Source organism: Microbacterium sp. CGR2 (assembly GCF_003626735.1).
GTDB lineage: Bacteria > Actinomycetota > Actinomycetes > Actinomycetales > Microbacteriaceae > Microbacterium.
On record NZ_RBHX01000001.1, the window covers coordinates 1,878,935 to 1,904,289 of the forward strand.

Annotated in this window: 30 protein-coding genes and 2 tRNA genes; 28 read left to right on the top strand and 4 right to left on the bottom strand. The window is 64.8% G+C overall.

The window, feature by feature from the left end; genetic code table 11:
- Positions 1 to 13: 13 nt before the first annotated feature.
- Both D7252_RS19830 and D7252_RS09585 read left to right on the top strand, forming a co-directional pair.
- A complete protein-coding gene (locus D7252_RS19830) occupies positions 14 to 319 on the top strand; it encodes a hypothetical protein (RefSeq protein ID WP_147406720.1) in 306 nt (101 codons plus the stop codon).
- A gap of 585 nt (positions 320 to 904) precedes the next feature.
- Positions 905 to 1,462, top strand: coding sequence for a Rho termination factor N-terminal domain-containing protein (locus D7252_RS09585; protein ID WP_120775183.1), 558 nt, complete (start codon positions 905 to 907; stop codon positions 1,460 to 1,462).
- A gap of 42 nt (positions 1,463 to 1,504) precedes the next feature.
- Here the strand turns inward: D7252_RS09585 and D7252_RS09590 are convergent, their stop codons facing one another.
- Positions 1,505 to 2,557, bottom strand: coding sequence for a hypothetical protein (locus tag D7252_RS09590; protein WP_147406721.1), 1,053 nt, complete (start codon positions 2,555 to 2,557; stop codon positions 1,505 to 1,507).
- Between the two features lie 462 nt (positions 2,558 to 3,019).
- Here D7252_RS09590 and D7252_RS09595 point away from each other — a divergent pair, with 462 nt between their 5' ends.
- The 7 genes from D7252_RS09595 to D7252_RS09625 all read left to right on the top strand — a co-directional run bounded on the left by D7252_RS09595 (position 3,020) and on the right by D7252_RS09625 (position 7,987).
- Positions 3,020 to 3,511, top strand: a complete 492-nt coding sequence (locus tag D7252_RS09595; RefSeq protein WP_120775185.1) for an FBP domain-containing protein — start codon at positions 3,020 to 3,022, stop codon at positions 3,509 to 3,511.
- A gap of 46 nt (positions 3,512 to 3,557) precedes the next feature.
- Positions 3,558 to 4,358, top strand: coding sequence for an enoyl-CoA hydratase/isomerase family protein (locus D7252_RS09600; RefSeq protein ID WP_120776893.1), 801 nt, complete (start codon positions 3,558 to 3,560; stop codon positions 4,356 to 4,358).
- Positions 4,359 to 4,474: 116 nt separating this feature from the next.
- The gene (locus tag D7252_RS09605; RefSeq protein ID WP_120775186.1) at positions 4,475 to 5,476 is read left to right on the top strand and encodes a hypothetical protein; all 1,002 of its coding nucleotides are present in this window, start codon (positions 4,475 to 4,477) and stop codon (positions 5,474 to 5,476) included.
- Positions 5,473 to 6,267, top strand: coding sequence for an inositol monophosphatase family protein (locus tag D7252_RS09610; protein ID WP_120775187.1), 795 nt, complete (start codon positions 5,473 to 5,475; stop codon positions 6,265 to 6,267). The genes D7252_RS09605 and D7252_RS09610 overlap by 4 nt, the downstream gene beginning before the upstream one ends.
- Before the next feature lie 149 nt (positions 6,268 to 6,416).
- Entirely contained in the window at positions 6,417 to 7,739 is a 1,323-nt protein-coding gene (locus tag D7252_RS09615; RefSeq protein WP_259461078.1) for a M23 family metallopeptidase, read from the top strand.
- Positions 7,740 to 7,807: 68 nt separating this feature from the next.
- Positions 7,808 to 7,879 (top strand) — tRNA-Thr (locus D7252_RS09620).
- Positions 7,880 to 7,913: 34 nt separating this feature from the next.
- Positions 7,914 to 7,987 (top strand) — tRNA-Met (locus tag D7252_RS09625).
- 166 nt (positions 7,988 to 8,153) lie between these two features.
- Here D7252_RS09625 and D7252_RS09630 read toward each other — a convergent pair.
- Entirely contained in the window at positions 8,154 to 8,975 is an 822-nt protein-coding gene (locus D7252_RS09630) for a hypothetical protein (RefSeq protein ID WP_120775189.1), read from the bottom strand.
- A 319-nt stretch (positions 8,976 to 9,294) separates the two neighbouring features.
- On the opposite strand from D7252_RS09630, the gene D7252_RS19835 reads away from it, so the two are divergent.
- The 4 genes from D7252_RS19835 to D7252_RS09645 all read left to right on the top strand — a co-directional run bounded on the left by D7252_RS19835 (position 9,295) and on the right by D7252_RS09645 (position 12,643).
- The gene (locus D7252_RS19835) at positions 9,295 to 10,167 is read left to right on the top strand and encodes a sce7726 family protein (protein ID WP_147406722.1); all 873 of its coding nucleotides are present in this window, start codon (positions 9,295 to 9,297) and stop codon (positions 10,165 to 10,167) included.
- 51 nt (positions 10,168 to 10,218) lie between these two features.
- Entirely contained in the window at positions 10,219 to 11,154 is a 936-nt protein-coding gene (locus D7252_RS09635; RefSeq protein WP_120775190.1) for a sce7725 family protein, read from the top strand.
- Between the two features lie 280 nt (positions 11,155 to 11,434).
- Entirely contained in the window at positions 11,435 to 12,088 is a 654-nt protein-coding gene (locus D7252_RS09640) for a hypothetical protein (protein ID WP_120775191.1), read from the top strand.
- A gap of 285 nt (positions 12,089 to 12,373) precedes the next feature.
- Positions 12,374 to 12,643, top strand: a complete 270-nt coding sequence (locus D7252_RS09645; RefSeq protein WP_120775192.1) for a hypothetical protein — start codon at positions 12,374 to 12,376, stop codon at positions 12,641 to 12,643.
- A gap of 64 nt (positions 12,644 to 12,707) precedes the next feature.
- On the opposite strand, the gene D7252_RS09650 is transcribed toward D7252_RS09645, so the two are convergent.
- Entirely contained in the window at positions 12,708 to 13,007 is a 300-nt protein-coding gene (locus D7252_RS09650; protein ID WP_259461079.1) for a hypothetical protein, read from the bottom strand.
- Between the two features lie 214 nt (positions 13,008 to 13,221).
- On the opposite strand from D7252_RS09650, the gene D7252_RS09655 reads away from it, so the two are divergent.
- The 10 genes from D7252_RS09655 (at position 13,222) to D7252_RS09700 (ending at position 18,970) form a co-directional block, all read left to right on the top strand.
- A complete protein-coding gene (locus D7252_RS09655; protein ID WP_251050680.1) occupies positions 13,222 to 13,662 on the top strand; it encodes an Asp23/Gls24 family envelope stress response protein in 441 nt (146 codons plus the stop codon).
- The gene (locus tag D7252_RS09660; protein ID WP_120775195.1) at positions 13,659 to 13,850 is read left to right on the top strand and encodes a DUF2273 domain-containing protein; all 192 of its coding nucleotides are present in this window, start codon (positions 13,659 to 13,661) and stop codon (positions 13,848 to 13,850) included. Before D7252_RS09655 ends, D7252_RS09660 begins: the two co-directional genes overlap by 4 nt.
- On the top strand, positions 13,847 to 14,194 hold the full coding sequence (locus D7252_RS09665; RefSeq protein WP_120775196.1) for a hypothetical protein: 348 nt from the start codon (positions 13,847 to 13,849) through the stop codon (positions 14,192 to 14,194). Before D7252_RS09660 ends, D7252_RS09665 begins: the two co-directional genes overlap by 4 nt.
- Positions 14,191 to 14,757: a hypothetical protein gene (locus D7252_RS09670; RefSeq protein WP_120775197.1), complete on the top strand. Its 567-nt coding sequence runs from the start codon at positions 14,191 to 14,193 to the stop codon at positions 14,755 to 14,757. Before D7252_RS09665 ends, D7252_RS09670 begins: the two co-directional genes overlap by 4 nt.
- Positions 14,754 to 15,371: a hypothetical protein gene (locus tag D7252_RS09675; RefSeq protein WP_120775198.1), complete on the top strand. Its 618-nt coding sequence runs from the start codon at positions 14,754 to 14,756 to the stop codon at positions 15,369 to 15,371. The genes D7252_RS09670 and D7252_RS09675 overlap by 4 nt, the downstream gene beginning before the upstream one ends.
- A gap of 97 nt (positions 15,372 to 15,468) precedes the next feature.
- Positions 15,469 to 15,642, top strand: coding sequence for a CsbD family protein (locus D7252_RS09680; protein WP_120775199.1), 174 nt, complete (start codon positions 15,469 to 15,471; stop codon positions 15,640 to 15,642).
- 125 nt (positions 15,643 to 15,767) lie between these two features.
- Positions 15,768 to 16,334, top strand: coding sequence for an RNA polymerase sigma factor (locus tag D7252_RS09685; protein WP_120775200.1), 567 nt, complete (start codon positions 15,768 to 15,770; stop codon positions 16,332 to 16,334).
- The gene (locus D7252_RS09690) at positions 16,331 to 16,930 is read left to right on the top strand and encodes a hypothetical protein (RefSeq protein WP_120775201.1); all 600 of its coding nucleotides are present in this window, start codon (positions 16,331 to 16,333) and stop codon (positions 16,928 to 16,930) included. The genes D7252_RS09685 and D7252_RS09690 overlap by 4 nt, the downstream gene beginning before the upstream one ends.
- Before the next feature lie 20 nt (positions 16,931 to 16,950).
- Positions 16,951 to 17,298, top strand: coding sequence for a hypothetical protein (locus D7252_RS09695; protein WP_120776894.1), 348 nt, complete (start codon positions 16,951 to 16,953; stop codon positions 17,296 to 17,298).
- Positions 17,299 to 17,428: 130 nt separating this feature from the next.
- Complete coding sequence (locus D7252_RS09700) at positions 17,429 to 18,970, top strand: APC family permease (protein ID WP_120775202.1); 1,542 nt, start codon at positions 17,429 to 17,431, stop codon at positions 18,968 to 18,970.
- Positions 18,971 to 18,987: 17 nt separating this feature from the next.
- Here D7252_RS09700 and D7252_RS09705 read toward each other — a convergent pair whose 3' ends face one another.
- On the bottom strand, positions 18,988 to 20,994 hold the full coding sequence (locus D7252_RS09705; protein WP_183055251.1) for an acyltransferase family protein: 2,007 nt from the start codon (positions 20,992 to 20,994) through the stop codon (positions 18,988 to 18,990).
- 265 nt (positions 20,995 to 21,259) lie between these two features.
- On the opposite strand from D7252_RS09705, the gene truA reads away from it, so the two are divergent.
- The 5 genes from truA (at position 21,260) to glmM (ending at position 25,341) form a co-directional block, all read left to right on the top strand.
- Positions 21,260 to 22,111 (top strand): tRNA pseudouridine(38-40) synthase TruA, encoded by an 852-nt coding sequence (gene truA, locus D7252_RS09710; protein ID WP_120775204.1) that lies wholly within the window; start codon positions 21,260 to 21,262, stop codon positions 22,109 to 22,111.
- Positions 22,112 to 22,154: 43 nt separating this feature from the next.
- Positions 22,155 to 22,823, top strand: a complete 669-nt coding sequence (locus D7252_RS09715; RefSeq protein ID WP_120776895.1) for an endonuclease/exonuclease/phosphatase family protein — start codon at positions 22,155 to 22,157, stop codon at positions 22,821 to 22,823.
- 185 nt (positions 22,824 to 23,008) lie between these two features.
- On the top strand, positions 23,009 to 23,455 hold the full coding sequence (gene rplM / locus D7252_RS09720; protein WP_120775205.1) for a 50S ribosomal protein L13: 447 nt from the start codon (positions 23,009 to 23,011) through the stop codon (positions 23,453 to 23,455).
- Between the two features lie 27 nt (positions 23,456 to 23,482).
- Entirely contained in the window at positions 23,483 to 23,968 is a 486-nt protein-coding gene (gene rpsI / locus D7252_RS09725; RefSeq protein ID WP_120775206.1) for a 30S ribosomal protein S9, read from the top strand.
- A 14-nt stretch (positions 23,969 to 23,982) separates the two neighbouring features.
- Positions 23,983 to 25,341 (top strand): phosphoglucosamine mutase, encoded by a 1,359-nt coding sequence (gene glmM / locus D7252_RS09730; protein WP_120775207.1) that lies wholly within the window; start codon positions 23,983 to 23,985, stop codon positions 25,339 to 25,341.
- Positions 25,342 to 25,355 lie beyond the last annotated feature (14 nt).

Here is a 25,355-nt window from a genome sequence, read left to right on the forward strand (position 1 = left end):
GTCGAGGACTGAGATGGCTGAGGCCATTTCCGCAGTCCTTGGCGAAACGGTCGTCGCAAACCCGAGCCTGGAGTGGGCCCCCCGGTTCAAGACGGAGAACTTCTGGTGGGCGGAGACGCTGTACAACTTCGGTGTACTCGCCCCGAACGGCATCGTCATGAAGCCCGATGTGGTGTTTCACCGAATTTCGCGACGCGATGGGGTCGCGACGATTGAGGCAAGTGATGCTCGCCACCGGGTAGCCGTTGACTTCGATCTGACGGCTGATGCTCCGCCCGCTGACACAGTCACAGACGTGCTCGAGGCTCTGTCAAGCTGAATCTCGCCCGGAGGAGAGTTCCGATGACCGGTGCTCTCCTCCACCGAGTGCACATACCGGACTACGCGAGCCGCGCGCCCGAGTTGGACCTCCGCCAAGAGCGGGCCAGATAACCGTCCGTCACGAGATCCGCGGCCGAAGGCCTGTGGGAGCATCGGGTCATGTACGGAGAGCACACCGAGTACGGGGAGTTCGTCGAGGGCGCGCAGATACCGGCGGTACAAGGGGCGCTTCCGGAAGGCAAAGAACTTGTCTTCCAACTCACTCCTCGTATGAAAAGCCTCGAGTGGGCAGCACGCAAACGGCCCGAACTGTTCGGCGGCGCGCTCCTCGCGTTCGCGCAACGCCGATACGACGCTATGCAAGCAACGCCCGAACTGTTGCCCGCGCGTGCGTGGGGCGCGTTGTCGGTCATCCCGGCAACAGATCGTCTCCGAACGAAGCTGGGCGGAACATGGGACCCGAGGGCCGCGCCCACTACCTGGCCGAATCAACTTTTTCTCGGTGTCGATGACGTTGTTCAGGTGTGCTGGTTCCTGAGAGCCGGCCTGCCCATTCCTGCCGCGCTCATCGCGCGGAGAGCCTTTGAAAGGCGAGGCCACCTCGGACAAGGGTCTTTCGGATTATCGGCGCAAGTCGTGGATTTGGCGACTGGAGTTCGACACGTCGTGGAACGAAATCTTGGAACACGTCGGCCCTCCGCTTCTCGATGAAGCGTCGGAGACCGAAGTTGCGAAGTATCTGAACGATCTGGGCTTCGACCTCGCCAGAGACCAGCCGGCGAACTGGCCCAATGAAATCGACACTGTCTCGAAGCGCGTCGTTGACGACAGCAGCGTCAACGACGTGATCGTGCAGCTTTTCGCCCTCGACCTCATCGCTCGTGGGATCAAAAGACGGACGCAGAGCGATTCGAACCGCTACTGGGTGCTCACCGACGCCGGTCGGGACCAAGTAATGAGGCTGCGCGCGCTGCGGCGACCGTCACCCGCTGTCCTTGAGACAAGACGTCGCGCCGTTCTGGATGGCATGACGGTTCCGCAGCTTCGCAAACTGGCGATAGATATGCACGATCTCGACGGCAAAGGTCGTAAGCAGGAACTCATCGATGCGATCCTCATCGCTGAAGGACACGGGGCATAGCGGCAGTGCCAGGCTGAGCAATGAGACGCGGAAGCTGATGACTCATTTCGCCGGAGGCGATTTCAACTTCTGGAGGTCTGTTGTGCTTTCTCGGAGCATGTCGAACCAGACCGGTTGAGGAACGGGCGTGGTGGCTGTGCATTCAAGCCGATCCTCGTTTGCTCCGCACAGCCGACAGAAACGATTGTGGGATGGAGGCATCAGCCTTGGAAGGAAGGTTCGTTCGCCGCAATCAGCACAAGCAAGCTCGTCGACCTCGAACCGGACCCCGGCGTTGCCCTTCGAGTTCGGAACCTCGAACCCAACGATGGCAGTGCGAGCCACACGGACAGCGCGCTCAAGGTTCGAGTGGGCCGCGTTGAGAGTGCTCATCAGGCTCACGACATTCGCGGGCTTCCGATAGGACAAGCCAGGTCCAGGGACACCGCCAAAGTCGAACGAGGGATACATCTGCGCCGTGAGTGGGTGCGCGTGAGTGATCTGGTTTCGAAGATCGTGGATCTCCCGGACCGAAGGCGTCCTCAAGAGACGCTTCACCTCGCTCAGCCATTCGGAGGGCGCGTACTGCATCCTCACCCGCTTGAAGAACCGATCCGCTCGAGAACCCTTGTCGCTGAACTCGACCGTCTTCCTGATCCGGCGAAACGCTCGCAAAGCCTCCTGCCGGTCCTTCGGCGTCTGGCGGACATGCGTGATCCCGTGATCCGCAGGGAAATCCAAATCGAACATCACCATGGAGGCTAGGCGTTCCTTGTCGCGACGCTGTGGGAGCACACCGTCCTGCAGCCCGAGAAAGTGCACAAGGATCTGGAACAGATAGTCCCAGCAGGAGCAATGCCTGCGGATTGCATCTTCAACTACATAGCGAGTCGAGAGTTCTTCGGGGTGCGCCTCGGCCGAGCGCTGCGCCACAGCCATTGCCTGGGCGAGGTCGCGGTTGAAGAAGGCCGAGACAAGACCGTCGAAGTGAGCGAGGTAGAGGCCGATCTCCCACGCGTATACCTTGGTGCGGTAGAGCGGTTCCAGCTCTGATTGATATGAACGAAACGGCTCATCGACGGCTCGCGAATCAATCGCCCTCCACTGCGGTGACATGCTCGGGTGCTTTAAGTCGACCGCGAGGTTCCTACCAAGTTCGACGACTGGCCCCACGGTCGGGGTCGAGTGACCTACTTCATCTCGTTTAGATTCCCGAGTTCTGCGCGCCATGATCTTCCTCCTCTCGGGTACCTTAGGGCAGCGCGAACGCGACCGACGCTCGGGCGCGTTCGTTTGCGGGCGGGGGGTCGAGACTGGCAATCAGTACTGTGTCGTCGACACGCCAGAGCAAGCGCGGAGGACTATCTCGAAGACCGCGGAGGATCGCGTTTCCAACCCTCTCCCGCGGGCTTCGGAATGTAGGGGACGAACGAGTTTCACGAACAACCCACAGACAGGCTGAAGAAGGGCTCCGCATCTGCGGAGCCCTTCTTCGTGCGTCGGACACCTCCGTCCCACAATGATGCGTTCGGTCTGATCGTTTCCGTGGTCGAGCGACGTCGTTCATAGACTGGGTCGATGCGAGCGCTCACAGAAGCTGAAGTCCGTGCGTCGTTCGTCAACGCCGACGACGATCAGCTGCGTGTGATGCAGATGCCGCACGATTTCCTCCTGGTCGATTGGGACTATCTGGACTTCTTCGCCTGGCGTGATCCGGGGGCGGGCGATCGTGGTTACGTGCTCGTCCAGAACCAGGGCGGGGTCATCGGTGTGGTTCTGCGTGCAACCGGACCGGGGCGCGGGCGTTCGGGCATGTGCAACGTCTGCCGTACCATGCAGCCGGGCAATCAGGTGGGGCTTTTCGCTGCCCGGCGTGCCGGTGAGGCGGGACGGCGGGGTGATTCGGTCGGCACCTACCTGTGCACTGATCTGTCCTGCCATGAGAATGTGCGGCTGGCTCACCCGCTCGCTCCGAACGAGGTCCGTCCTGCGGGCCAGGTCGACTTCCGGCTCGACGGGACCCGACGGCGGATGGAGGCCTTCGCCTCCCGGGTCTGGGCGCAGGACTGATCGCGGTTACGCTGGACCCACACGTCCCATGCTCGAAGGAGAAGCCATGAGCGATGCCGTCCTGTTCACCGTCGAAGAGGGGATGGCTCGGCTCACGCTGAACCGCCCGGCCCGGCTCAACGCATTCAACGCGGATCTGGCACATGCGTGGAAAGACGCCACGGCCGAGGCGACCACGCGTCCCGATGTGAAGGCGATTCTGATCGACGCGTCAGGGCCTGCTTTCTGTGCGGGCGGCGACGTGATCGACATGGCGACGACGATGGGTGGATCCGGAAGCGAGATCGCCGCGCTCGCCGAGGTGATCAATGCCGGTATCCGCTCCCTCACCGAATCCGCAGTCCCGGTCGTCGTCGCAGCGCACGGGACGACGGCAGGCGGTGGCCTGGGCATCATGCTGGCGAGCGACTACGCCGTCGTCGGGTCGCGTTCCCGGATCGGCAGCCTTTACGCGAACATCGGCCTGACTCCGGACCTGTCCGTGACGGCACAGCTCGCCCACGCGGTGGGTCAGCGCCGGGCTCTTCAGCTCGTCCTGCAGGATCGTCTGCTGACCGCTGAGGAATCGGTGGATTGGGGACTCGTTGCCGAGACCGTCGAGGGGGCGGATGCTGCCACCGAGGCGGAACTCGTGCGCGCCCGCGGGGAGGAGATCGCCCGGTTCTGGTTGGCCGGGGCCGCACATGCCTACGGGCAGGCGAAGCGTCTGATCCGCTCGCGGCCGGAGCGATCGTTCGCCGAGCAGCTGAGCGAGGAGGCGCGGTCGATCGGGGCGGCACTGGAGACCCCGGATGCGCGGGCGCGGGTCGCCGCCTTCGCCGCAGCATCCGCCAAGAAGGCCGGCTGACCTCTCCTCCACCGATGGTGAAGCGACAAGGATTTTCCTCAGTCTCTTGGATGACGGGGGGAACCCGCCTCCCGCGTGCCAGGATGAAGGCATCGCCGCTCAACGAGAGGACTACTGTGTCCCATTCTGAACTCTCCCCGCAACAGTCGACGCAGGGGGACAACAAGAACATGTCGCTGCTCATCCGAGGAGCGATCTGGATCGCGATCGGCGCATTGATCGCTGCCGCCCTGGTCTGCGTCGTCTGGGTGCTGATCGGCGACCAAGACGGCCTGATCGGTCGAGCGTTCCTGACGATCGTGCTGCTGGCAGCATTCGCGGGAATCGCGATCCTCGAAGCAGGACTCGCGCCCAACAGGCCGGACTGGCTTGCTCTCGCCAGCATGGTGACGTGGATCGTCGCCCTCCTCGTCGGCGCGGTGAAGATCTGGCTGCCCGAAGACGACGGCTACTTCTCCGGCGCCGAGAGGTTCTTCCAGCTCCTGCTGGTCATCGGCATCCTGCAGCTGGCCCTGTTGCACGTACGGCTCTTCACGCCGGCCGCGAAGCGTCACGTCACCACCTTCACGCGTGTCATCTACATCGTGACGCTCGTGTTCCTGGCCGGGCTCGTGGGCCTGCTCGTCTTCTTCCTCTCCTTCCCCCAGAGCTTCGACTACGGCGAGCTGTATTGGCGCATCGTGGTCGCCCTGACGATCCTGGCCGCCGTCGGAACCACGCTCATCCCGCTGCTCAACGCACTCTTCGCGCCGAAACGCCCGAGGAACGCGTCGCCGACGATCGCCGCCGCGCCCGCCTGGCCCACCTACGCCGACGGCATCACACCTCTTCCTGCGCTCCCGGACGCCACACCCGACTGGAACGCGTACTACACCGGCTACCCGAGCATCCCCCAGCCTCAGCAGTCACTTCCGGTCGCGCCGCAGGGGCGGGTCGCGCCGCAGGCACAGGCCGCTCCGCACACGCCTCCGGCGCCTGCTGCGCCTCAGGGGTTCGCAACCCCGCAGGCAGTCCCAGCAGCCGCCGAGCAACCGGCGCCGCCACAAGCCGACTCCTGGTCGTTCCCGCCGCCTCCTCCCGCACCGCAGCCGCCGGCCCCTCACCACCCGGCGCCGTGACCCTCGAACTCGAGCTTCGTGATCTCGCCACGCAGATCGCGAAGGAGGCGGGCGAACTGGCGCGGAGACGTCGGCACGAAGGCGTGCATCTCGCGGCCACCAAGTCGACTATGGCCGACATCGTCACGGATGCAGACCGCGAGGTAGAAGCGCTGATTCGAGCCCGCGTCGACGCAGCGCGACCGGATGACGGATTCCTCGGAGAAGAGTCGGCCGCCGAGCCGGGAAGCAGCGGCATCACGTGGGTGGTCGACCCGATCGACGGCACGGTGAACTACGCCTACGGCATGCCCGCCTACAACGTGAGCATCGCGGCGGTACGCGGAACGCCGGATCCGGCGGCGTGGGAAGCGCTCGCCGGGGCTGTCAACGCACCGGCGCTCGGCGAGATGTTCACGGCCGCTCGTGGTCACGGCGCCTGGCTGGGGGAGACTCGCCTCGCGGTGACATCCGACACGCCGGCCGGTGCGCTCCTCGCCACGGGGTTCGGGTACGACCCGTCCACCCACGACGGTGACATCGCGACTGTGCGTCAGGTGATGCCGATGGCGCGGGACTTGCGGCGGTCGGGCTCGGCGGCCCTTGACCTCGCCTACGTGGCGGCTGGCCGCCTCGACGGCTACTTCGAGCGGGGCCTCAGCCCGTGGGACTTCGCCGCGGGGGCGCTCCTCGTCACCGAAGCGGGCGGAAGAGTCTCGCGCCTCGACGCGGACTCGCCTCGGCCGATGCTGATCGCCGGGGGAACGCAGGTGCATACGGACTTGCTCAAGCGCCTTGACAAAAACCTCTGACCGACTCATGGCATTCTCAGGCGGATCCGGGTAGGGTTTATCCGATCGTTACTTTCATCCCCCGAAGATGGAAGTCGCCCCAGCGCCTCTGAGTTTGACGCACGACCGAGAGAAACGTTTTGCCCTTCGAGAATTTCCAGGCTGCCCCTGTGCCCACGCGCCGGTCAAGCCGACTCCGCACTGCGGCCTCTGAGGCCCCCGCGGCGGGAACGACCGAGCCGACCCTGACGGCCGAGTCCATCGTCGCTCTCGCTGCGGTCGCTCCCCTTTCCCGTCGTGCCGCCCGGCAGCGGCTGACCGTCGACGCGCCCATCGCTGACGCTCCGCTCGCGCGGGTCGACGATGCTCCTGCCGACATCGTCGCCGAAGCATCCGATGCGCCCCTGGCGACCGAGAAGGTCGAAGAGCTCGTCGAGATCACCGAGGAGATCTCCGAGTCGACCGCTGCACCGGAATCCGTCGTGTTCACCGGCCCGATCGAGATGCCGGCAGGCCCGGCCGCGCAGGCTGCGGACGCCGAGGCAGCCGACCACTCGACCGCTGACGCCAGGAACGACTCAGACGCCTTCGACCGCGCGTCACGTGCGTTCCGCGCCATGGGCTCGGCGTCGACAGCACCAGCCTTCACCGCATCGAGCGCCTCCTCCGCACCGGAAGAGGCCGACGAAACCGCCGCAACGGCCGAAACCGACGAGTCCGGCACGGCGTCGCATGTCGCCCCGCGCCGTCACCGTGGCACGCGCAAGTTCCTCGCCTTCGGCGCAACGGTCGGTGTCATGAGCCTCGCCGGTCTCCTCGCCGTCTCGATGACCCTCCCCGCCGAAGCTGTCGCCGCGGCTCAGGGCCCGGGCGCCGTCGCGGCCATCTCGCTCACGACCGCGTCCGCTGCGGCCGCGCACGGTGCTGGTGAAGACGAGATCCAGGCATTCGTCGCTCCCTCCGGTGTCGAGAACGAGTCGCTCGCGCGTTCCGACGACTTCAGCACCATCTCGCTCGTCGAGGTCGCCGCCGAACAGGGCATCAACTACTCCAACGAGATCTTCACGAACGACCCCGAAGCTGCGATCCAGTGGCCCTTCCTGGTCGGTGTCGGCATGAGCTACGGCTACGGGATGCGCAGCGGACGCCTCCACGAAGGCATCGACTTCGTGCCGGGCAACGGTGCTCCCATCCAGGCCATCGCCGACGGTACCGTTCGCACAGCGACCGAGCAGGGCGGCGCCTTCGGTGTGACGGTCTACATCGACCACATCATCGACGGCCAGAAGATCACCAGCCACTACTCGCACATGCAGTACGGGTCGCTTCAGGTGAAAGATGGCGACACCGTGAAGGTCGGCGACATCGTCGGCAAGACCGGAAACACCGGCCGTTCCTACGGCGCACACCTGCACTTCGAGCTCATCGTCAACGGTTCGACCATCGATCCGATGCCCTGGCTCAACAAGAACGCCGGTCGGTACTCGTACTGACCACCTTGATTTCATGAGGACGCCACTGTGATGGTATTCTCGTGTGGTTGCCCCGAGAGGGGCAGCACGCCCCGATAGCTCAGTGGCAGAGCACTTCCATGGTAAGGAAGGGGTCGTCAGTTCAATCCTGACTCGGGGCTCGCAGCATTCTTCTCACGCAGACGTATGCCTCGCGGCAGGGTAGCTCAGCTGGTTAGAGCGCACGACTCATAATCGTGAGGTCGCGGGTTCAAGCCCCGCTCCTGCTACAGACGTAAGCCCCCGGTTCTCCGGGGGTTTTGTCGTGTCGGGGGAAGCTTGTTCAAGCTTGATTGGCGGGATGTGCCGGTTCTGTGCCGGTCAGCGTTGGATGTTTGACTTGAGCGAGGTCGGTGTCGGTGTCGGGGGAACCCAGGTGAGGGCCCGGACACAAACCTAGGCTGGGCTCGGGGGCCGACGATGACTCGGTGTCTCGGCCGCACGCTCCTCAAACTTCGAGACGGAAGCGTCGAAGGCCGCCACCGCGGTCCGCAGCAGTGCGCTTGACACGGCCCAGGAGGTAGTGGCGTATCGGAGATGCTCGCTCGCACCTTCTATCGAGGCGAGGTTGAACGACATCCTGGCGACGGCAGAGTTCCCATGAGCGAGCGACGACGTCTGTCGCCAGGCAGCCAGGATGGTTGGTTGGGGCATCGCGGGGAGTCGGCGCTGAACGTCGATAATCATGGCAGTGCGCGTGGGGCGCGGATGATCAACTGAGTCCTGATTCAGACCCTTGATTCTGTTTTTGTCTGCTTCGAGTAGCGCGAGCATCGAAGCCTTTTCGTCACTCGCATCAGTGCCGACTTCGGCCGCGAAGTCGGCTGCGTCGTTCTGCTCCCACCATGTCCACCTCAGGGACCTGAGAGCCCGCCTCGCCAGTGTGCCCGGTTGCTGCAGCCATAGCGCAGTCACCGCGCCCTCAAGTGCTCCACGAACGAGCGAATGGCCCGCGTATCGGGTGGGGGTATCAGTGTCCTTCATGGCATCGGTGTAGGTCAAAAGGTGATTTGCTGCGACTTGCAATTGGAAGCGGGTCTGATGGCTCATGGGCATTGTCGAGGTCAGGCCGTCCGCGCGCTTCAACGTCCCACCTTCGATGGGCGTCACCGAGAGTACGCGCTTGTGCATCGCCGGGATAATCGCGCACAAACGAATATGCTCGGCGCGCCCATGAGCCTCCAAGCTTGGGCTGGCTCTGACACCGGACTCTGGCATGTACTACTCATATCAGGTGATCGGTGTAGCGGCGGAGTAGGTCTTCAGGTCCAAGCTGGATCCACAGCAGGCCAAGCGGCAGAGCTGATCAACACTAAGTCTCGCTAGAACCTCGCTTGTGGGGTGCTATGAGTTGGTTCTCCCGGCCCACGTCGGTGTGCCTTCGAAGCGAGAGGTGGCTGTGAGAACTTTCTCTACTCGTTCAAGGCCGGCCTTCGGCCGGATGGCGAGCACGGCTTGCGGTGCGTCCGGTCCTCGCTCCGCTGCGGTCCGGGCGCTCCTCGGCCGTGCTTGCCATCGACTGCCTTAGACTCTCCCCGTGCCCACCTCCGATCCGCGCGCTCTGGCCGCCGCATTCTCCCCTGCAGTGTTCAAAGCGCTGGCGGGGGCAGAAGTCGGCAGCGCGGCTGGGCGGGTGGCTCGGCTGCTTGGGCCCGATGAGCCAACTTCGACTGTGCTCGCTGATGCTTTTGAGGCAGCACACGCTCGCCTTCTCTCCACCTATCCGAGTGAGTATGCGTTTAAGAACGAGATCATTTCAAAGATCATCGTCGGTAAGCACTCGCCATCCACAGCCTCAGCCCTGCTCGAGCAGCCGATGGGGTCATCGGTCGCCGATGTGCTGATCCTCAACGGAACATCGACTGTTTACGAGGTGAAGACCGATCTGGATTCCTTCGCTCGGTTGCCGACGCAACTCGCGGACTACAGCCGTCACGCTGAGCATGTGTACGTAGTTGTTTCCGAACGACGGGTGGAGTCAGCAGAGCGCATCGTCCCAGGAACTGTCGGCGTTCTAGCGCTCCGTCGACGCGGCTCCCTATCTGTCGTTCGCTCGGCCGTATCGAACCTGGCGAATCTGCTCCACGCTGACCTCTTCCGTCTCCTACGAACGGGTGAAGCAAAGTCGCTTATCTTTAGGTTGACGGGATATAAGTCAGGAGTCGCCTCTGGCCTTGCGCGTGCAGAGATGTACGAGATCTTCACCACACTTCCTCGTGAACAAGCGCATGCTGCGACCGTCGCAGAACTCAAGGGGCGCGGTCTCAGCGCTCGAAGGCTGGTTACCAGCAGTGCTTTCCCGCCAAGTCTTCGGGCGCTGGCATATGGAAGTGAGCTTTCGGCGATCGGCACTGCACGCCTTGAGCAACGGCTGTCACTGCCTGTGGAGGCGGTGCTCTCCGCGATTTGACGCGGAGGCTCGGCTAGGCCATCATGAGGCCAGTCGAGCAATGGAGCCCTTATGTACTTCCCGTACTTGTACAGTCGTCAGGCCGAACTGAACGCGGTTTTTGACGTCTGTTCCAATTTCGGCTCCCCTCAGCGCATCTTCCCACTCATCGAGCCGGTCGAGCCAGCTGCAAAACTGATGTCCACCCTGACCGACCTTAAGTCAAAGGCTATGGCCGCGTACGTCATCGTGAACCCGCACCAGGGCAAGCTCTCAAAGTCGGCGGTCGCAACGGCTTGGCAGAGCGACTTCGCAGCAACGCTGGCCGATCCGGCGGTGGTCTACCCGACATTCAAGGAGACGGCAGCCACGACTCTCAAGGACATTGCGAGTTTCGTCGCCGCCTACCCAGGGCGCAAGATCGGCATCGTGCTGGCAACGAGCAAGCTCGCTCCCGGGGATCTTGCGAAGGCTCTTTCTGGTTCGGACTACACCGTCTTTTTCCTCGCGACTGCGAGCTCTGCGAACTATCTCGCTGCGCTAGGGCCCGCCCGAACAGTCGACGTGAGTGACAACTTCCGCAGCGAAGCCCGGAACAAGGACTACTCCGGCGAGGAGTGGCTCGGAAACAATCACACGTCATGGAGTGCAGCGGGTCGCCGCGGCTTCTCCGACTTCACCATGCTCCCCGGGACTTACAAAGACGGAGGCGGACCGGTTGGAGCGATCGCGATTCATCTAACATATGCGCTCGGTTCCGATCTCTGGATTCAGCACTTTATTTCGACTACTGATGAGCAGACTGATCCGCAAGCGACCAAATTCAAGGAAGTTCTGGGGGACATCCAGCGGCAGCGAGCGGTGACGCAGTCTCGCTTTGAGCTCTCTCCAGGACTTAGTAGCTACGAAACGCAGCGTGCTTCGGGGAACTACACGAATCTCTCCGGAAATAAGCGTCAGCAGGTTTCGCACCACATACACACTGTCGCGAAGCATCTCGGGCTATAGATCCGCACGGGAGTCAACTGGGGTGCAATCGCTCTTCGAGGGCGGGCATTCATTCATGCACCACGAATTCGCTGATGGTCGGCGCGCCTGACCCGGTTCCGGCACCCGCGGACTAGACTCCCGGTGACTCCGTCACGCGAAGCGCCCAAGGGCCGGGAGTCTAGTCCGCGGGTGCAAAGACGAAACCCCGGCGATGTGACGTGAGTCAGGGATCGTTCCGGGGTCTTCGCATACAAGCATACGGATTCTCCTTCCGATGTCAACCTAGAGGGATCGCAGCATGCCGGAGCCACTTGATCGCTCGAGACTGTTGCCGCTGCTGACTGCCGAGAGGCTCGACTCCTATCTCAGGGTGTCTAACAGCGTCAACGACGCGATCCGGCTGTACGAGTGGAACATGGCCGCGGCGGCCAGCGTCATGGAACTCACCGGGATCGTCGAAGTCGTGGTCCGGAATGCGCTTGATAGAGAGCTCCAGCAATGGGTGAAAACCAAGCACCCCGGGAGCGTTTGGTTCGACAGAGTGCCGCTGGACCCACAGGGACGCGCTGACGTCGTTAAGGCCCGAAGCCGTGCAACCCAGAAGGGTCGCCGCGCCGAAGTGCACGGCAGAGTGATCGCCGAACTCACCTTGGGATTCTGGCGGTACCTCGTAGAGTCTCGCTACCTCACCTCACTCTGGATCCCGGCGACTCACAGTGCATTCCCGCGTGGGGTTCAGGATCTGCGGCAGCGCCAACGAGAAGTTAAGTCGAGCCTCCAGCAACTTCACTTTGTGCGGAACAGAGCGGCCCACCACGAACCGATCCATAGTCGCGATCTGGCACGGGACTTCGCACGTGCGCTCGAATTGCTCGGTTGGGTATCTTCTGACGCTGCGGAGTGGGCGCGGACAACCAGTTCACTTCCCGAGGTCATCAGACGGAAGCCTTGACGGTGCCGGTTTTGTGCCGGGACCTCTGCTGAAACCACCCTCATTCAGCTGTCGCTAACCATGACCGTGCCCGCGGAATCATGCGGCAAACGAGGACGAACGAGTCCCCGCTAGACCGCAGAATCTAACTCATAATCGTGAGGTCGCGGGTTCAAGCCCCGCTCCTGCTACAGACGTAAGCCCCCGGTTCTCCGGGGGTTTTGTCGTATCGGGGTCCGGCTCGCACTATGGCCGCGAAAGCGCAACCCCCTGAGCTGAGCCCCGCATGGGGCGTACGGTCGCCAGATGAGTCGGGCACGCACGACCTCAAAAGCCCGCATCGACATCGACGGTCGCGAACTGACCCTGGCTCCGGGGCAAGACCTCGTGCGACTCATGCATGACATGGAAGAGGCCTCGCGCACGGAAGGAACTTTCGTTCACTTCACCTCGGGAAACATGCTCATGAGCGCGCTCGTCTCAGGCAGGACGCGCGTCGTGATCTCCGTCGAGGCCGACGCCGCGGACCCGCCGCATGACCTGTCCGAGCACGCGCGCACCGACTGGGATTTCTGAGAGAAGACGGATCCTGCAGAGACTCGTCGTCGTCGTCGACAGGCGAGGCTGCGGACGCGGACGGTCAGCGTCGGTCGCGTCGGCGGGTGGGAGGCGGCCGGTGCGGGATCGGGATCGGCCGGGTCGCACGGGAAGCATCCTGGAAGCGCTCGACCGCCTCGAGCACCTCGTGCACGTTCGGATACCGCAGGGCGAGAGGGAGGTCTCGCATCCAGATGACTTCGACATCGGTGGGTGCGTCGTCATAGATCCGGCAGACCACACGCCGGTGGTCGCTCTCGGGGTGGTGCAGGTCGTGGATCGCCCAGTCGGTCTCGCTCACCTTGACCAGTGTGAACCGCGGCTCTGGAACCTGCTCCATCATTCTCCTGACTGTCCCCAGCTTGCAGGATGGTCGATTTCGCGCCGGATGGGTAGGCCCTTGACAGGTTCGCGGGCGTGCGGAAGGGCTTCCACCGGGTCAGAATTCGTTTCCACAGATTTGTGACGTTTCCTCCACGGCATCCGTCTTAGTGGTGTCGTTGAAGTGCGACCCGCACCGGATGCCAGGTGCGGACACAGAAATGAAGGAGCGCATCATGGCCAATGTCACCGGCGGTACCCAGCCCAAAGCTCAGGTTGTCGCACACCAGCAGGGGTCCGCAGCGGGAAAGACGACCATCGAAGACTCGGTCGTCGCCAAGATCGCCGGCATCGCCGCGCGCGAGGTCTCTGGGGTCTATGCACTCGGCGGCGGAGGTGCACGCGTCGTCGGGGCCATCCGCGACGCTCTCAACACGACCGACCTCACTCAGGGCATCAGCGTCGAGGTGGGCGAGACGCAGGTCGCCGTCGACGTGATCATCGTGGCGGACTACCCGGTGTCACTGCAGAAGGTGGCCGACGACGTTCGCTCTGCCATCGGCAAGGCCATGGTGGAACTCGTCGGCATGGAGGTCGCCGAGGTCAATGTCACCGTCAACGACGTGCGCATCCCGTCCGACGACGCTGACACCGTGCAGGAGGCGCGGGTCCAGTGAACGCGTCGGTGATCGGTGCAGCCACCGCGGTCGTGCTCGCGTTGACATGGATCATCCTCGGCTTCTGGGCGTTCGTGCTCGTCGCCCTGGCCATGCTCGTGGGCGCGGCGATCGGGCGCATCGCCGATGGCCGACTCGACATGCGAGCGCTCGCCGAGGTCTTCCGAGGTCGGCGATCGTCGTCATGACGACAGGTCACGCACCCGAGACGGTGCACGGCGCCGTCCCGGGCGCGACGATCTTCACCGGTCGCGCCTTGGAGCACCTCGCAGTCGGTATCGCGCACGAAATCGCTGGGGTTCCCGCGCGCGACGTCGCAGTGACGCTCTCGGATGAACGGGGCTCGCTCCGTGTCTCGGTCACGGTGCCCGTCGCCGTGGCCGAGAACGGCGGCGCCACCATCGTCGAGAGCGGAGATGAACTCCGGCACGGCCTCATCGACGGGATGCGCAACCTCGTCGGCCGGACCGTCAGCACTGTCGACATCCGCTATGCGGGTGTCCTTCGAACCAGGGAGAAGAGGGTCGGATGACGAACGAACAGACGATCTACCGTCGCGTTCTCCGTCGAGAGCTTCAGGCTCCCCGAACAGTTCCGGCCGTGGTCGTGGCAACCGTCGGAGTGGTCGCTCTCGTCGGCCTGATGATCGTCGGGATCTGGTGGTGGGTCGACCCTCGGTTCCGCGAAGGGGCGCAGCCCTGGCTCGCCGGAGTGGCGGGACTCGGGCAGGAGTGGGCGGCGTCGATGGGGATCGGCGTGGTCCTCGTGCTGCTGGCGCTCTTCCTTCTCGTGCTCGCGGTCGTGCCGGGGCGTCGCCCTCGTCGCGGCCGCGCGACAGATCGAGCGGTCCTGCTGGTCGACGACGGAGTGATCGCCGATTCGATCGCCGAAACGGTGGCGCGGCGCACGGGTGTCGAGCGCGGCCGGGTCTCGGTGACCGTCGGGCGGCGCGAGGCGACAGTGCGCATCACGCCGACCAGCGGCGTGCCGGTCAGCCGTTCGGCCGCAGCATCCGCGGTGGAGGACACGCTTTCCGGAGTCGGGTTCGCTCTGACGCCCCGTGTCATCGTTGCACCCGAGGGAGTGATCGCATGAAGACCACGAACCGCGTCATGAACCGCGTGGTGCTGCTCCTCGTCGGCATCGTCCTGCTGGGCGCAGGAGTGGCGACGATCATCGCGGCGCTCCAGTCGGCTGGTGCCTCGCCAGCGTGGCTGGACGGCCCCGTGACGGCGATCTCCGAGGCATGGACGACGGTCGGCGCGTGGCGCGTCGAGGTCACGGGCATCGGTGCGGTGTCGGTCTTCATGGTCGCGGCCGCCGCTGCCGTGATCGTACTGACGATGCTGCTGCTCATGTTCGTGCTCTCACGGCGACGCGGCGGATCCAAGAATGTGCTCGACGTGAAGAGCGGCGACGGTCGTACGACGGTCGATCGCAACGTGGCGGATGCTGTGCTCACCGCCCCGCTGAACAGCCGGCCGGACGTGATCGCTGCTCGCACCAGTGCGTACCGTCTGAAGACGTCTCACGCCATCGAGCTCGCCGTGACGGTGCGGCCCGGCGCTTCGCTGGCGGCCGTGACAGAGGCCGCGGAGACGGCCATCCGTGACTGGGATCAGCTCCTCGGGTCTCGTGTCCCGATCATGCTGCACCTGTCGGACAGGCGGTGGCGGGACACGTTCCGAGCACGGACGCGGGTGAGTTGACTCGTGCGCTCGGCCCAGTGCTGAAAAGACGAACGCGCGAACACCGCGTGTGAGGATTCGGTCGCGAGATACGTGGCCGAGAAGGAAAGGAAACGCCATGGGTGCTGAAGACAAGATCAAAGCCGCTGCGGAGAAGGTCGCGGGAAAGGCGAAGGAGGTCGTGGGCAACGTGACCAACAACGACCAGCTCGCCGCCGAAGGCAAGGCTGAGCAGGCCAAGGGCAACGTTCGCGACGCCGCCGAGAACGTGAAGGACGTCTTCGAGAAGTAGCGGGCGTCGGGGAGGGGCCCGAGGGGGCTCCTCCCCGAACTTCGACCGTTCGGTGAGATCCGATGGTGCGATCCGACCGTGCATCCGCTCCGAAGGACCGGAGGGACGCGTAAAAGGATGGGCAGATGACTGACGAACGAATACATGGTGCGCTTGAGCGGGCCGACGACCGCATCGTCGCGGGGCGTGCCGCCGACGGCGACGTCGAAGCGTTCGCCGTGCTCGTTCGCCGATACACGCCCATGATGCGCGCCTACACCCAGCGGATGCTCAACGCGTCGGCTGACGTGGATGACATCGTGCAAGAGGCGTTCGTCACTGCCTGGCAGCGCTTCGGGGAACTGGAAGACCTCTCGAAGGTGAAGAGCTGGCTGATGCGGATCGTCAGCCGCAAAACGGTCGACCGTATCCGCGCTCACCGTCAGGTGTGGGACGTCGACGAGATCGATCGCGCGGCGCCGCTCAACACGTCGCCCTCTGAGATCGTCGAGGCTCGCGCAGGTGTGGCCGCCGTCGGCGCGGCGCTGCGTGAGCTTCCGGACGCACAACGGGAATGCTGGGTCCTTCGCGAGATGGGCGGCTACTCCTATGACGAGATCGCCGAGGAGCTCGGCATCCCCGCTTCGACGGCACGAGGCTTGCTGGCCCGTGCCCGAAAGCACATGATCGTACGCATGGAGGAGTGGCGATGAATGACGACCACGACATCCCCGAGACCGGGCGGCTCGGTCTCGAACCGACTGACCTCGACGGACACACCCTTGAAGAGCTGACGGACTATCTCGAAGCCGGACGGCAGCCCACCGACCCGTCCATCGAGGAATCTCCCGGCTGCCAGCTGGCTCTCGATGCCCTCGAACGACTCCACGGTCTCGGCGGACAGCTGATCGACGCGGACGCCGCAGCAGCTCCCGACGTCGACGCGGGCTGGGTCGACCGCATCCTGAACGGCATCGCATTGGATGCGCGAGCGGGCCGGCGGATCCCCTTCGAGTCCCCGGACGAGCGCGTCGATCTCGCGATCACCGAGGGCGCCGTGCGCGGCCTCATCCGCTCGGCAGAGAACGCTGTCCCCGGCCTCCTCGTCGGACGGTGCCGTCTCCAGGGAGACGTCACCGTGCCCGGCGAACCGATCCGCATCGAGATCGAAGCCAGTGCGCTCCACGGGGAGCCGATCCGACGCATCGCAGACCGGCTCCGCGAAGAGGTCGGCGAACGGCTGCGCCGCCATACAGAGCTGAACGTCGTCGCGATCGACATCGCGATCAGAGACATCCAGGAGGCGTGATGGTGGACGAAACAGAAGTGATGACCTCCCGAGCGCGCGTTGAACTCGCCGCAGAAATCGAAGAAGTCGTGCGGGCGACCGCGGGGGTGCGGAACGTCTACCGCTCCGGTTCGCTCATCTCGAACCTGCTGCGAGCAGGGGCGGCAGCGCTAGGTACCCAGAACGAGGGGGAGCCGATGATCGCGGTGGTCTCCGGTGAGCGTGGCGTCGTCGTGGAGGCATCCATCGGGATCGATTCTCGGTCGCGCGCTGCCGAGATCCTGCGCGCCGTCCATGAAGCGATCGATGAGCGGCTGAGCGCCGACGGGCTGGAGCGCGACAGCATCACCCTCAGCGTCGTGTACGTGCAGTCACCGGAGGCCACCTGACTCCGGGCGCACACACCGACGCAATCGAAGATTCTGCGGATTCCGTTGGTCCTTGAGCAGGATCAAACGGAATCAGTCGTAGAAAGAAAACGATTGACGCGAGAACCGCCGTGGCTCTACTGTTCAGAGCATGTCAGCAACGACGCCCATTCATCTCGAACGCCCCGACGGCAAGGGGCTCGCCGCCGGAACCCTCGGCCTCTGGGGATCCACGGTCATCGGTCTGGCCTCCACCGCGCCCGTCTACTCGCTCGTGGCGACGCTCGGCTTCGTCGTGCTCGCGGTGGGCGCGCAGGCCCCGATCGCCTTCATCGTCGCGTTCGTGCCCATGCTCCTGATCGCCTTCGCCTACCGGGAGTTGAACAACGCCGTGCCCGACTGTGGCACGACCTTCACCTGGGGCACCAAAGCGTTCGGCCCCTGGGTGGGCTGGATGGGCGGGTGGGGTGTGGCCGTCGCGGGTATGGTCGTACTCGCCAACCTCGCCCAGATCGCCTCGGTCTACTTCTGGTCCCTCATCGGACAGGACATGGAGAACAACGACTGGCGCGTGGTCGTCGTCGCCGTCGTCTTCATCGCCGCGATGACGTGGGTGAGTTGGCGCGGCGTCGAGATCGGTGAGCGCATCCAGAATGTCCTGCTCGCCATCCAGTACCTCGCGCTTGCGATCTTCGTCGTCGCCGCACTGTGGCAGTTCTTCGCCGGCACCGCGCCGAATCCGACCCCGCTCGACCTCGAGTGGTTCAACCCGTTCGCCTTCACGGACTGGTCGGGCTTCACCGAGGCCATCCTGCTCGCACTGTTCATCTACTGGGGGTGGGACACCTGCCTCGCCCTCAACGAGGAGACCAAGGACCCGAAGCGCATCCCCGGTCGGGCCGCACTGCTGACCACGGTCATCCTGCTCTTCACCTATGTCGGCGTGACTGTCGCCGCCATGATGTACGCGGGGCTCGGGGAAGACGGCACAGGCCTCGGTAACGAGGCGAACGCCGACGACTTCTTCCTCGCCATCAAAGACGGGTTGCTCGGCCCGTTCGGCTGGGTCCTGGTCGTCGCGGTGATCATCTCGGCTGTGTCCTCGACGCAGACGACGATCCTTCCGACCGCCCGAGGAACGCTGGCGATGGGTGTCTACCGGGCGCTGCCGGCCAAGTTCAAGAACGTGCACCCCGAATACAAGACCCCCTCCTTCTCGACGATCGTCATGGGAGTGGTCGCGATCGCCTACTACGTGGGCATGACGCTGATCAGCGACAACATTCTGCAGGACTCGATCCTGTCGCTCGGACTGGCGATCGCGTTCTACTACGCCATCACCGGATTCGCGTGCGTCTGGTATTTCCGCAAGGACCTGAACCGGTCCGCTCGTGAGTTCTTCTTCAAGGGGTTGTTCCCGCTGCTGGGGGCGCTCATGCTGACCGGCGCGTTCGTGCAGTCGGCGATCGACATGTGGGACGTCGACTACGGCTACACGGTGCTGTTCGGCATCGGCGGAACCTTCGTGATCGGCATCGGCTCGCTCGCCTTCGGCCTCGTGCTGATGTTCGTCTGGTACGCGTTCCCCCGGTCGAAGCGGTTCTTCCGTGGCGAGAGCCTGAACCGCGACACTCAGGTGATGGTGCCCGAGGAACCAGGAGCGCTCACGCGGTCGATCGACGGCGGTATCTGACAGGGACCGGGACGTGCTCAGCCCGGGCTGGCCTGCATCGTCGTGAGCGCGGCGCCGATCTGGTTCTCCAGCCACGGTCCCAGGAGCGCCATGCCGGCTGGCGCGAAGTGCGAGCCGTCCACGTAGAGCTCCTGTCCGTCAGGGGTCTGGGTCAGACAGGTGCCGTTCGGACAGGTGGACGCGGCGAAATCGAGGAGCTTGACGTTCGCGTGCTTCTCCGAGATCGCCGCGGCGACGGCGTCCTTGCAGCCCAGTCGCTTCGGGGACAACGTGCCGGACGGATCACGCGGACGATCGTTCGAGAGCAGGATGAGTGGTGTGTTCCCGGAGCTGTCTCCGATCTCGACCAGCTTTTCGAGTTGCGCTTCGTATCGGGCAGCCCATTCCGCCGAGCACGGGCCGACCCATTCACCGTTGAAGAGCTGGTCGTTTGCATCCCAGATGTTGCGAACGAGGTAGACGTCCGGCTGGCTGACCTCGTTCGCCGCGCGCAGCTCATCCTGCCATTTCCAGCACAGCTTCTTGGTGTCCATGGTGAAACCGTCGCCGGCTCGTGCGGTGTCTGCGTCGAAGATCCCGCATCCGGGCTCAGTGACGTCGGTGGCGACGATGCCGTCTGAGCTGTAGTCGGCCAGCGCTTCGTACATATTGCCCGCGACGGAGTCGCCGATGACGGTGACGGCGACGGGGCCGCCTTCATGTCCCGGAGGCAATTCGACGGTCGGGTCGATCGGGAACACTTCGCCCGGTGCCGTCTGGACAGCAGCCGGCGCGGCCGCGGGCCGAGGCGCGGTCGCGCGCTCATAGGGGAGGTACCAGGCGGCTGCGACGACGAGGCCGAAACTGATGACGATGGCGAGGATGGCCGACAAGGGCTTCCATTGCCTGACCCGCAGCGGCTCTGTGACGACGTAGTGCAGTGTGGTCGCGATCAACCATGTGACGAATCCGCCGAGGGCGAAGAGCACCAGAGGGGGGATCTGGCCTTGGGTGAGGGTCTGCAGCGCCCAGAACACCGGAAGGTGCAGGAGGAACATCGAATACGCCAGGATCCCGACGAGTCGGAACGGTTTCCAGACGAACGGTCGCGCGATGATGTTCGCCGGAAAGCACAGCGTCGCGATGAACACGGCGATCGCCACGGAGACGGCGGCGAGCCCGCCCTGATAGAGCCACGGCTCGTGATAGCTGCTGGTGGCGATGCTGGCGATGACGACGGTGGCGAGCGAGACCGCACTGGTTGCCGAGACGGCGACTCGAGCACGCGTGGAGAAGGTGGATCCTGCCCAGGACGGCGCTTTCGTGAGGATCCAGGCGACGAGTGCTGCGAATGCCGCACCGGCGACGAAGCTGACAGCGCGGGAGTCCGTGCCCAAGTACAGGCGGTCGGTGTTGGATCCGTCGAACAGCAGCGGGGCGACGAGTGCGGAGCCCAGGAGAGCGATGAAGAGTGCGATCGTGAACGCGCCGGTGCGGCGACGGAGGGCGAACCACAACCCGCCGACAACCAGCGGCCAGACGATGTAGAACTGCTCCGTGACAGACAGGGACCACATCTGTCCGAGAGGGATGATCTGGTTGGCGGCATCCCAGTACCCGCTGTCGTTGGCGATCTGATACCAGTTCGCCACCTGCGCAAGCGAGGCGATGGCCGTGCCGGACGCGGACTCCAGCTCCCTGACAGTGCCGAACTGCCACACCATCAGGAGCACGCCACCGAGCGTGATGACCAGGGCCGGCAGGAGACGTCTTGCGCGCCGGGCATAGAAGCTGCCATACCGGATGCGCCCGTTGCGGGTCGCTTCCTTGATCAGGAGCAGAGTGATCAGGAACCCGGAGACGACGAAGAACATGTCGACGCCGAACAGGCCACGGTCGGACCAGCCGGAGTGATAGAGCAGGACAGACAGGATGGCGAGTCCGCGAGCGCCGTCGATTGCGGGAACATGTGCGAAGGCGAGCACCGCCGGGCGCGGCGCCGGTGCCGCGGCATCTCGATATTCGCGCCGAGTGCGCCGGGGCATCGATGCGTCAGGCGCGTGGCCGTGTAGGGCCGGTTCGGCGGCTCTCGAGTTCATGATTCCTATCAGCGTGTGCGGCTCTACGAAGAAGAACGTCTCCGTGACGGGGGTTGTCGCGCAAAATTCGCTCGCCCAGTCTGTTCGCTTCGCGACAACAGACGACGGCGCGGAAGGCGGATTGAGTACGCCCGGCCGGCGAAGCAGTAGTCCGATCGCATCAATGGGTAGCAGGCGCGGGCGGTTTGCGAGCTTGGCCTAGGCTTGCCAGGTGCGCATCCGGCTCGACATCGCCTACGACGGCACCCACTTCCGCGGCTGGGCGCGCCAGCCTGGCCTCCGCACGGTCCAGGGCACGCTCGAGTCCGCGTTGGCCCGCATCGTCGGGTCGGACGTGCAGCTGGTGGTCGCCGGGCGGACGGATGCCGGCGTGCACGCGAGCGGCCAGGTCGCCCACGTGGATCTCGACGACACGCAGTGGGCGCGGATCGCGGCGCGAAACGGACGCGCGCCGCAGGATCCCGCCGCCTCGATCGCCGGACGCATCCGCGGTGTCCTCGGGGCATACGCCGATGTCACGGTCTTCCGCTCCGCCGAGGCTCCGGATGGGTTCGACGCGCGGTTCTCGGCAGTGTGGCGGCGCTACCGCTACCGTCTCGCCGATCAGCACGCGGGCTTCGACCCGCTACGCCGGCTCGACACCACCAGCATCCGCGGCGTCCTCGATGAGCAGGCGATGGATGCTGCCGCCCGCACCCTCATCGGACTGCACGACTTCGCTGCCTACTGCAAACCGCGCGAGGGGGCGACCACCATCCGGACCCTTCTCGACTACCGCTGGGAACGCGACGCCCACGGCGTGCTGGTGGCCGAGGTGAAGGCCGACGCGTTCTGTCACAGCATGGTGCGTGCCCTTGTCGGCGCGTGTGTCGCCGTCGGCGAAGGACGCCTCGATGTCGGCGATGTCGTGGTGCTCCGCGATGCGCTGACCCGGACCAGCGAATTCAAGGTGCTGGCCGCGCGAGGCCTCGCCCTCACCGAGGTCGGGTACCCGGCTGACGAGCTGCTCTCTGCGCGGGCCGAACAGACGCGCGCCCGCCGCGCCAGGACGAGTGACGAGTGAACGGAGCCGGGCCACAGACTCCGCGAGTAGCGTGGGAGGGATCATGAAGGTCATTTCGTACAACCTCCAGAAGCACCGCGCTGCGGGCGAGCTCGCGGCTCTCGTCGGCGAGCACGACCCTGACATCCTCTGCCTGCAGGAATGCGATGTGCCGGCCCTGCCGCGACAGATCGGTGGTCTCGTTCTCGCGGACGCCACGCATGGCAACCGCCTGGGGATCGCGCTCTTCTACCGGGAGAGCACCTACCACCTGCAGGGCATCCGGATGCTCGGGCTGAAGAAGTCGCTGCACGATCGAATCGCCAAGCCTGCGCACGAACGGGTTCTCGGTGCGCGGTTGCGCGACATCGACGCGGGTCGCGACTTCATCGTCGCGTCTTTCCACGCGGCCCCGCTCACGGCGCTCAACTCGCTGCGCCGACACCAGATCCGAGCTGCCCTGACAGAGCTCGCGACGCTGGGCGAGGGGCTGCCCCAGCTCATGGTCGGCGACTACAACTATCCGGTCTTCAAGGAGAACCTCGGCCAGGCGGTCCGTGATCACGGCTACGCGCTGACTCTGAGCGACGACCACACCTACACGCGGTACCGGGTCTTCCGTGGGCACTACGACTTCGCCACCTCGACCGGGTTCGAGATCGAGCGCATCACCACACTGCCGCAGGGGTCGAGTGACCACCGCCCGATCCTGGTGACCGTCAGCCCGAGCTGACGCAGGCCAGGCGGGTTTGGGAGAACCGGCTGCTGTGGCGTATGCTGTCTCTTTGGTGCCCTTCCCTGTACTGCGGAGAGGGTGCATCGTCCGAACGTGAGCCCTCCACTGGCGTGTTCCTCAGGGAACCACCCCGGAGTGGGATTCACGAACTTCTCCGTTCGACACAAGAAAGCAGCACTATCGTGACGCGCACTTACACCCCGAAGGCCGGCGAGGTCCAGCGTGACTGGGTCGTCATCGACGCCACCGACGTCGTTCTCGGCCGTCTGGCTTCGCACGCCGCTACGCTCCTGCGTGGCAAGCACAAGCCCACCTTCGCCAACCACATCGACTCGGGTGACTTCGTCATCATCGTGAACGCAGAGAAGGTCGCGCTCACGGGTCAGAAGCTTCAGAAGAAGCTGGCTTACCGCCACTCCGGTTACCCGGGCGGCCTCAAGTCGGTCACCTATGCCGAGCTCCTCGAGAAGAACCCGATCCGCGCTGTGGAGAAGGCCATCCGTGGCATGCTCCCCAAGAACAGCCTGGGCCGTCAGCAGCTGTCGAAGCTCAAGGTGTACGTCGGTGCCGAGCACCCGCACGCCGCGCAGCAGCCCCAGCCGTACACCCTCGACCAGGTCGCCCAGTAAGCGCCGTAAAGACTTAAGGACATACTCGTGGCTGACATCCAGGACACCACCGAAACCCCCCAGAACTTCTCGACGTCGACCCCTGAGACCGAAGCAGTCGAGGCGGCTCCCCGCCCCGTGCTCAGCGTCCCGGGTGCCGCTGTCGGCCGTCGCAAGCAGGCCATCGCCCGCGTGCGCATCGTCCCCGGTTCGGGCACGATCACGGTCAACGGTCGCACGATCGAGGACTACTTTCCGAACAAGCTGCACCAGCAGCTGATCAACGACCCGTTCACCGTGCTGAACCTCACCGGTTCGTACGACGTCATCGCCCGTATCTCGGGTGGTGGCCCCTCGGGTCAGGCCGGCGCACTGCGTCTCGGCATCGCTCGTTCGCTGAACGGCATCGACGAAGAGAACAACCGTCCGACCCTCAAGAAGGCCGGCTTCCTCTCGCGCGACGCTCGCGTCAAGGAGCGCAAGAAGGCTGGACTCAAGAAGGCCCGTAAGGCGCCTCAGTACTCGAAGCGTTAAGGTCCACTGCTCCGATGCCGATCTTTGGCACGGACGGCGTGCGAGGACTTGCCAACGGCATCCTCACCGCCGACCTGGCGCTCACCCTGGCCCAGGCGACTGCTGTCGTCCTGGGCCAGGGCCGTACTGCGGAGTCTCGCAAAGCCGAAGGCAAGCGACTCCTCGCAGTTGTCGCCCGTGACCCCCGGGTCTCTGGCCACTTCATCACCGCCGCCGTATCCGCGGGCCTGGCGTCTTCCGGCGTCGACGTCCTCGAAGCGGGGGTCATTCCGACGCCCGCGCTCGCGTTCCTCGTCGCCGACCGTGACGCCGACTTCGGCGTCATGATCTCGGCGTCGCACAACGCGGCACCCGACAACGGCATCAAGATCTTCGCGCGGGGCGGGCGCAAGCTCCCCGACGAGGTCGAGCAGCGCATCGAAGAGGCCATGTCGGGGGAGAAGCTTCGCCCGACCGGAGCCGGTGTCGGTCGCATCGATCGATTCTCCGACGCGGAGGATCGCTACGTCGTGCACCTTCTCGGTTCTCTGCCGAACCGGCTCGAGGGCATCCATGTGGTGCTGGATTGCGCTCATGGCGCGGCATCCGGGGTCTCGCCTGAGACGTTCCGTGATGCGGGGGCCGAGGTCACCGTCATCGGCGCCGATCCCGACGGTTGGAACATCAACGACGGCGTCGGTTCGACCCACCTCGACAACCTCGCCGAGGCCGTCGTGCGCTTGGGCGCCGACATCGGCATCGCCCATGACGGCGACGCCGACCGCTGCCTCGCTGTCGATGCTCAGGGAGCCGTCATCGACGGCGACCAGATCATGGCGATCCTGGCCGTGTCGATGAAGCAGCGCGGTCACCTCACCGATGACACGCTCGTCGCCACCGTGATGAGCAACCTCGGGTTGCACGTCGCGATGCGCGAGCAGGGGATCACCGTGCGTCAGACGGCGGTTGGTGACCGGTACGTCCTCGAGGACATGAACGCCGGCAACTATGCGCTGGGTGGTGAGCAGTCAGGTCACGTCATCATGAGCGAGTTCGCCACCACCGGCGATGGCCTGCTCACCGGACTTCACCTGGTCGCCGAGATGGCCCGCCAGAAGAAGACGATCGCCGAGCTGGCCTCGGTGATGAAGGTCTACCCGCAGGTGCTCATCAATGTTCGCGACGTCGACAAGGATCGTGTCGCTGACGACGAGGTCGTGCAGCAGGCCGTCCGCGACGTCGAGGCCGAACTGGGAGACACGGGCCGCGTGTTGCTGCGCAAGTCCGGCACGGAGCCGCTGGTTCGCGTCATGGTGGAAGCGGCGGATGTCGAATCCGTCCGCACTTACGCCGAGCGTCTCGCAGCCGTGGTTCAGGAGCGACTCGCACTCTGACGCTCCGACCGTCA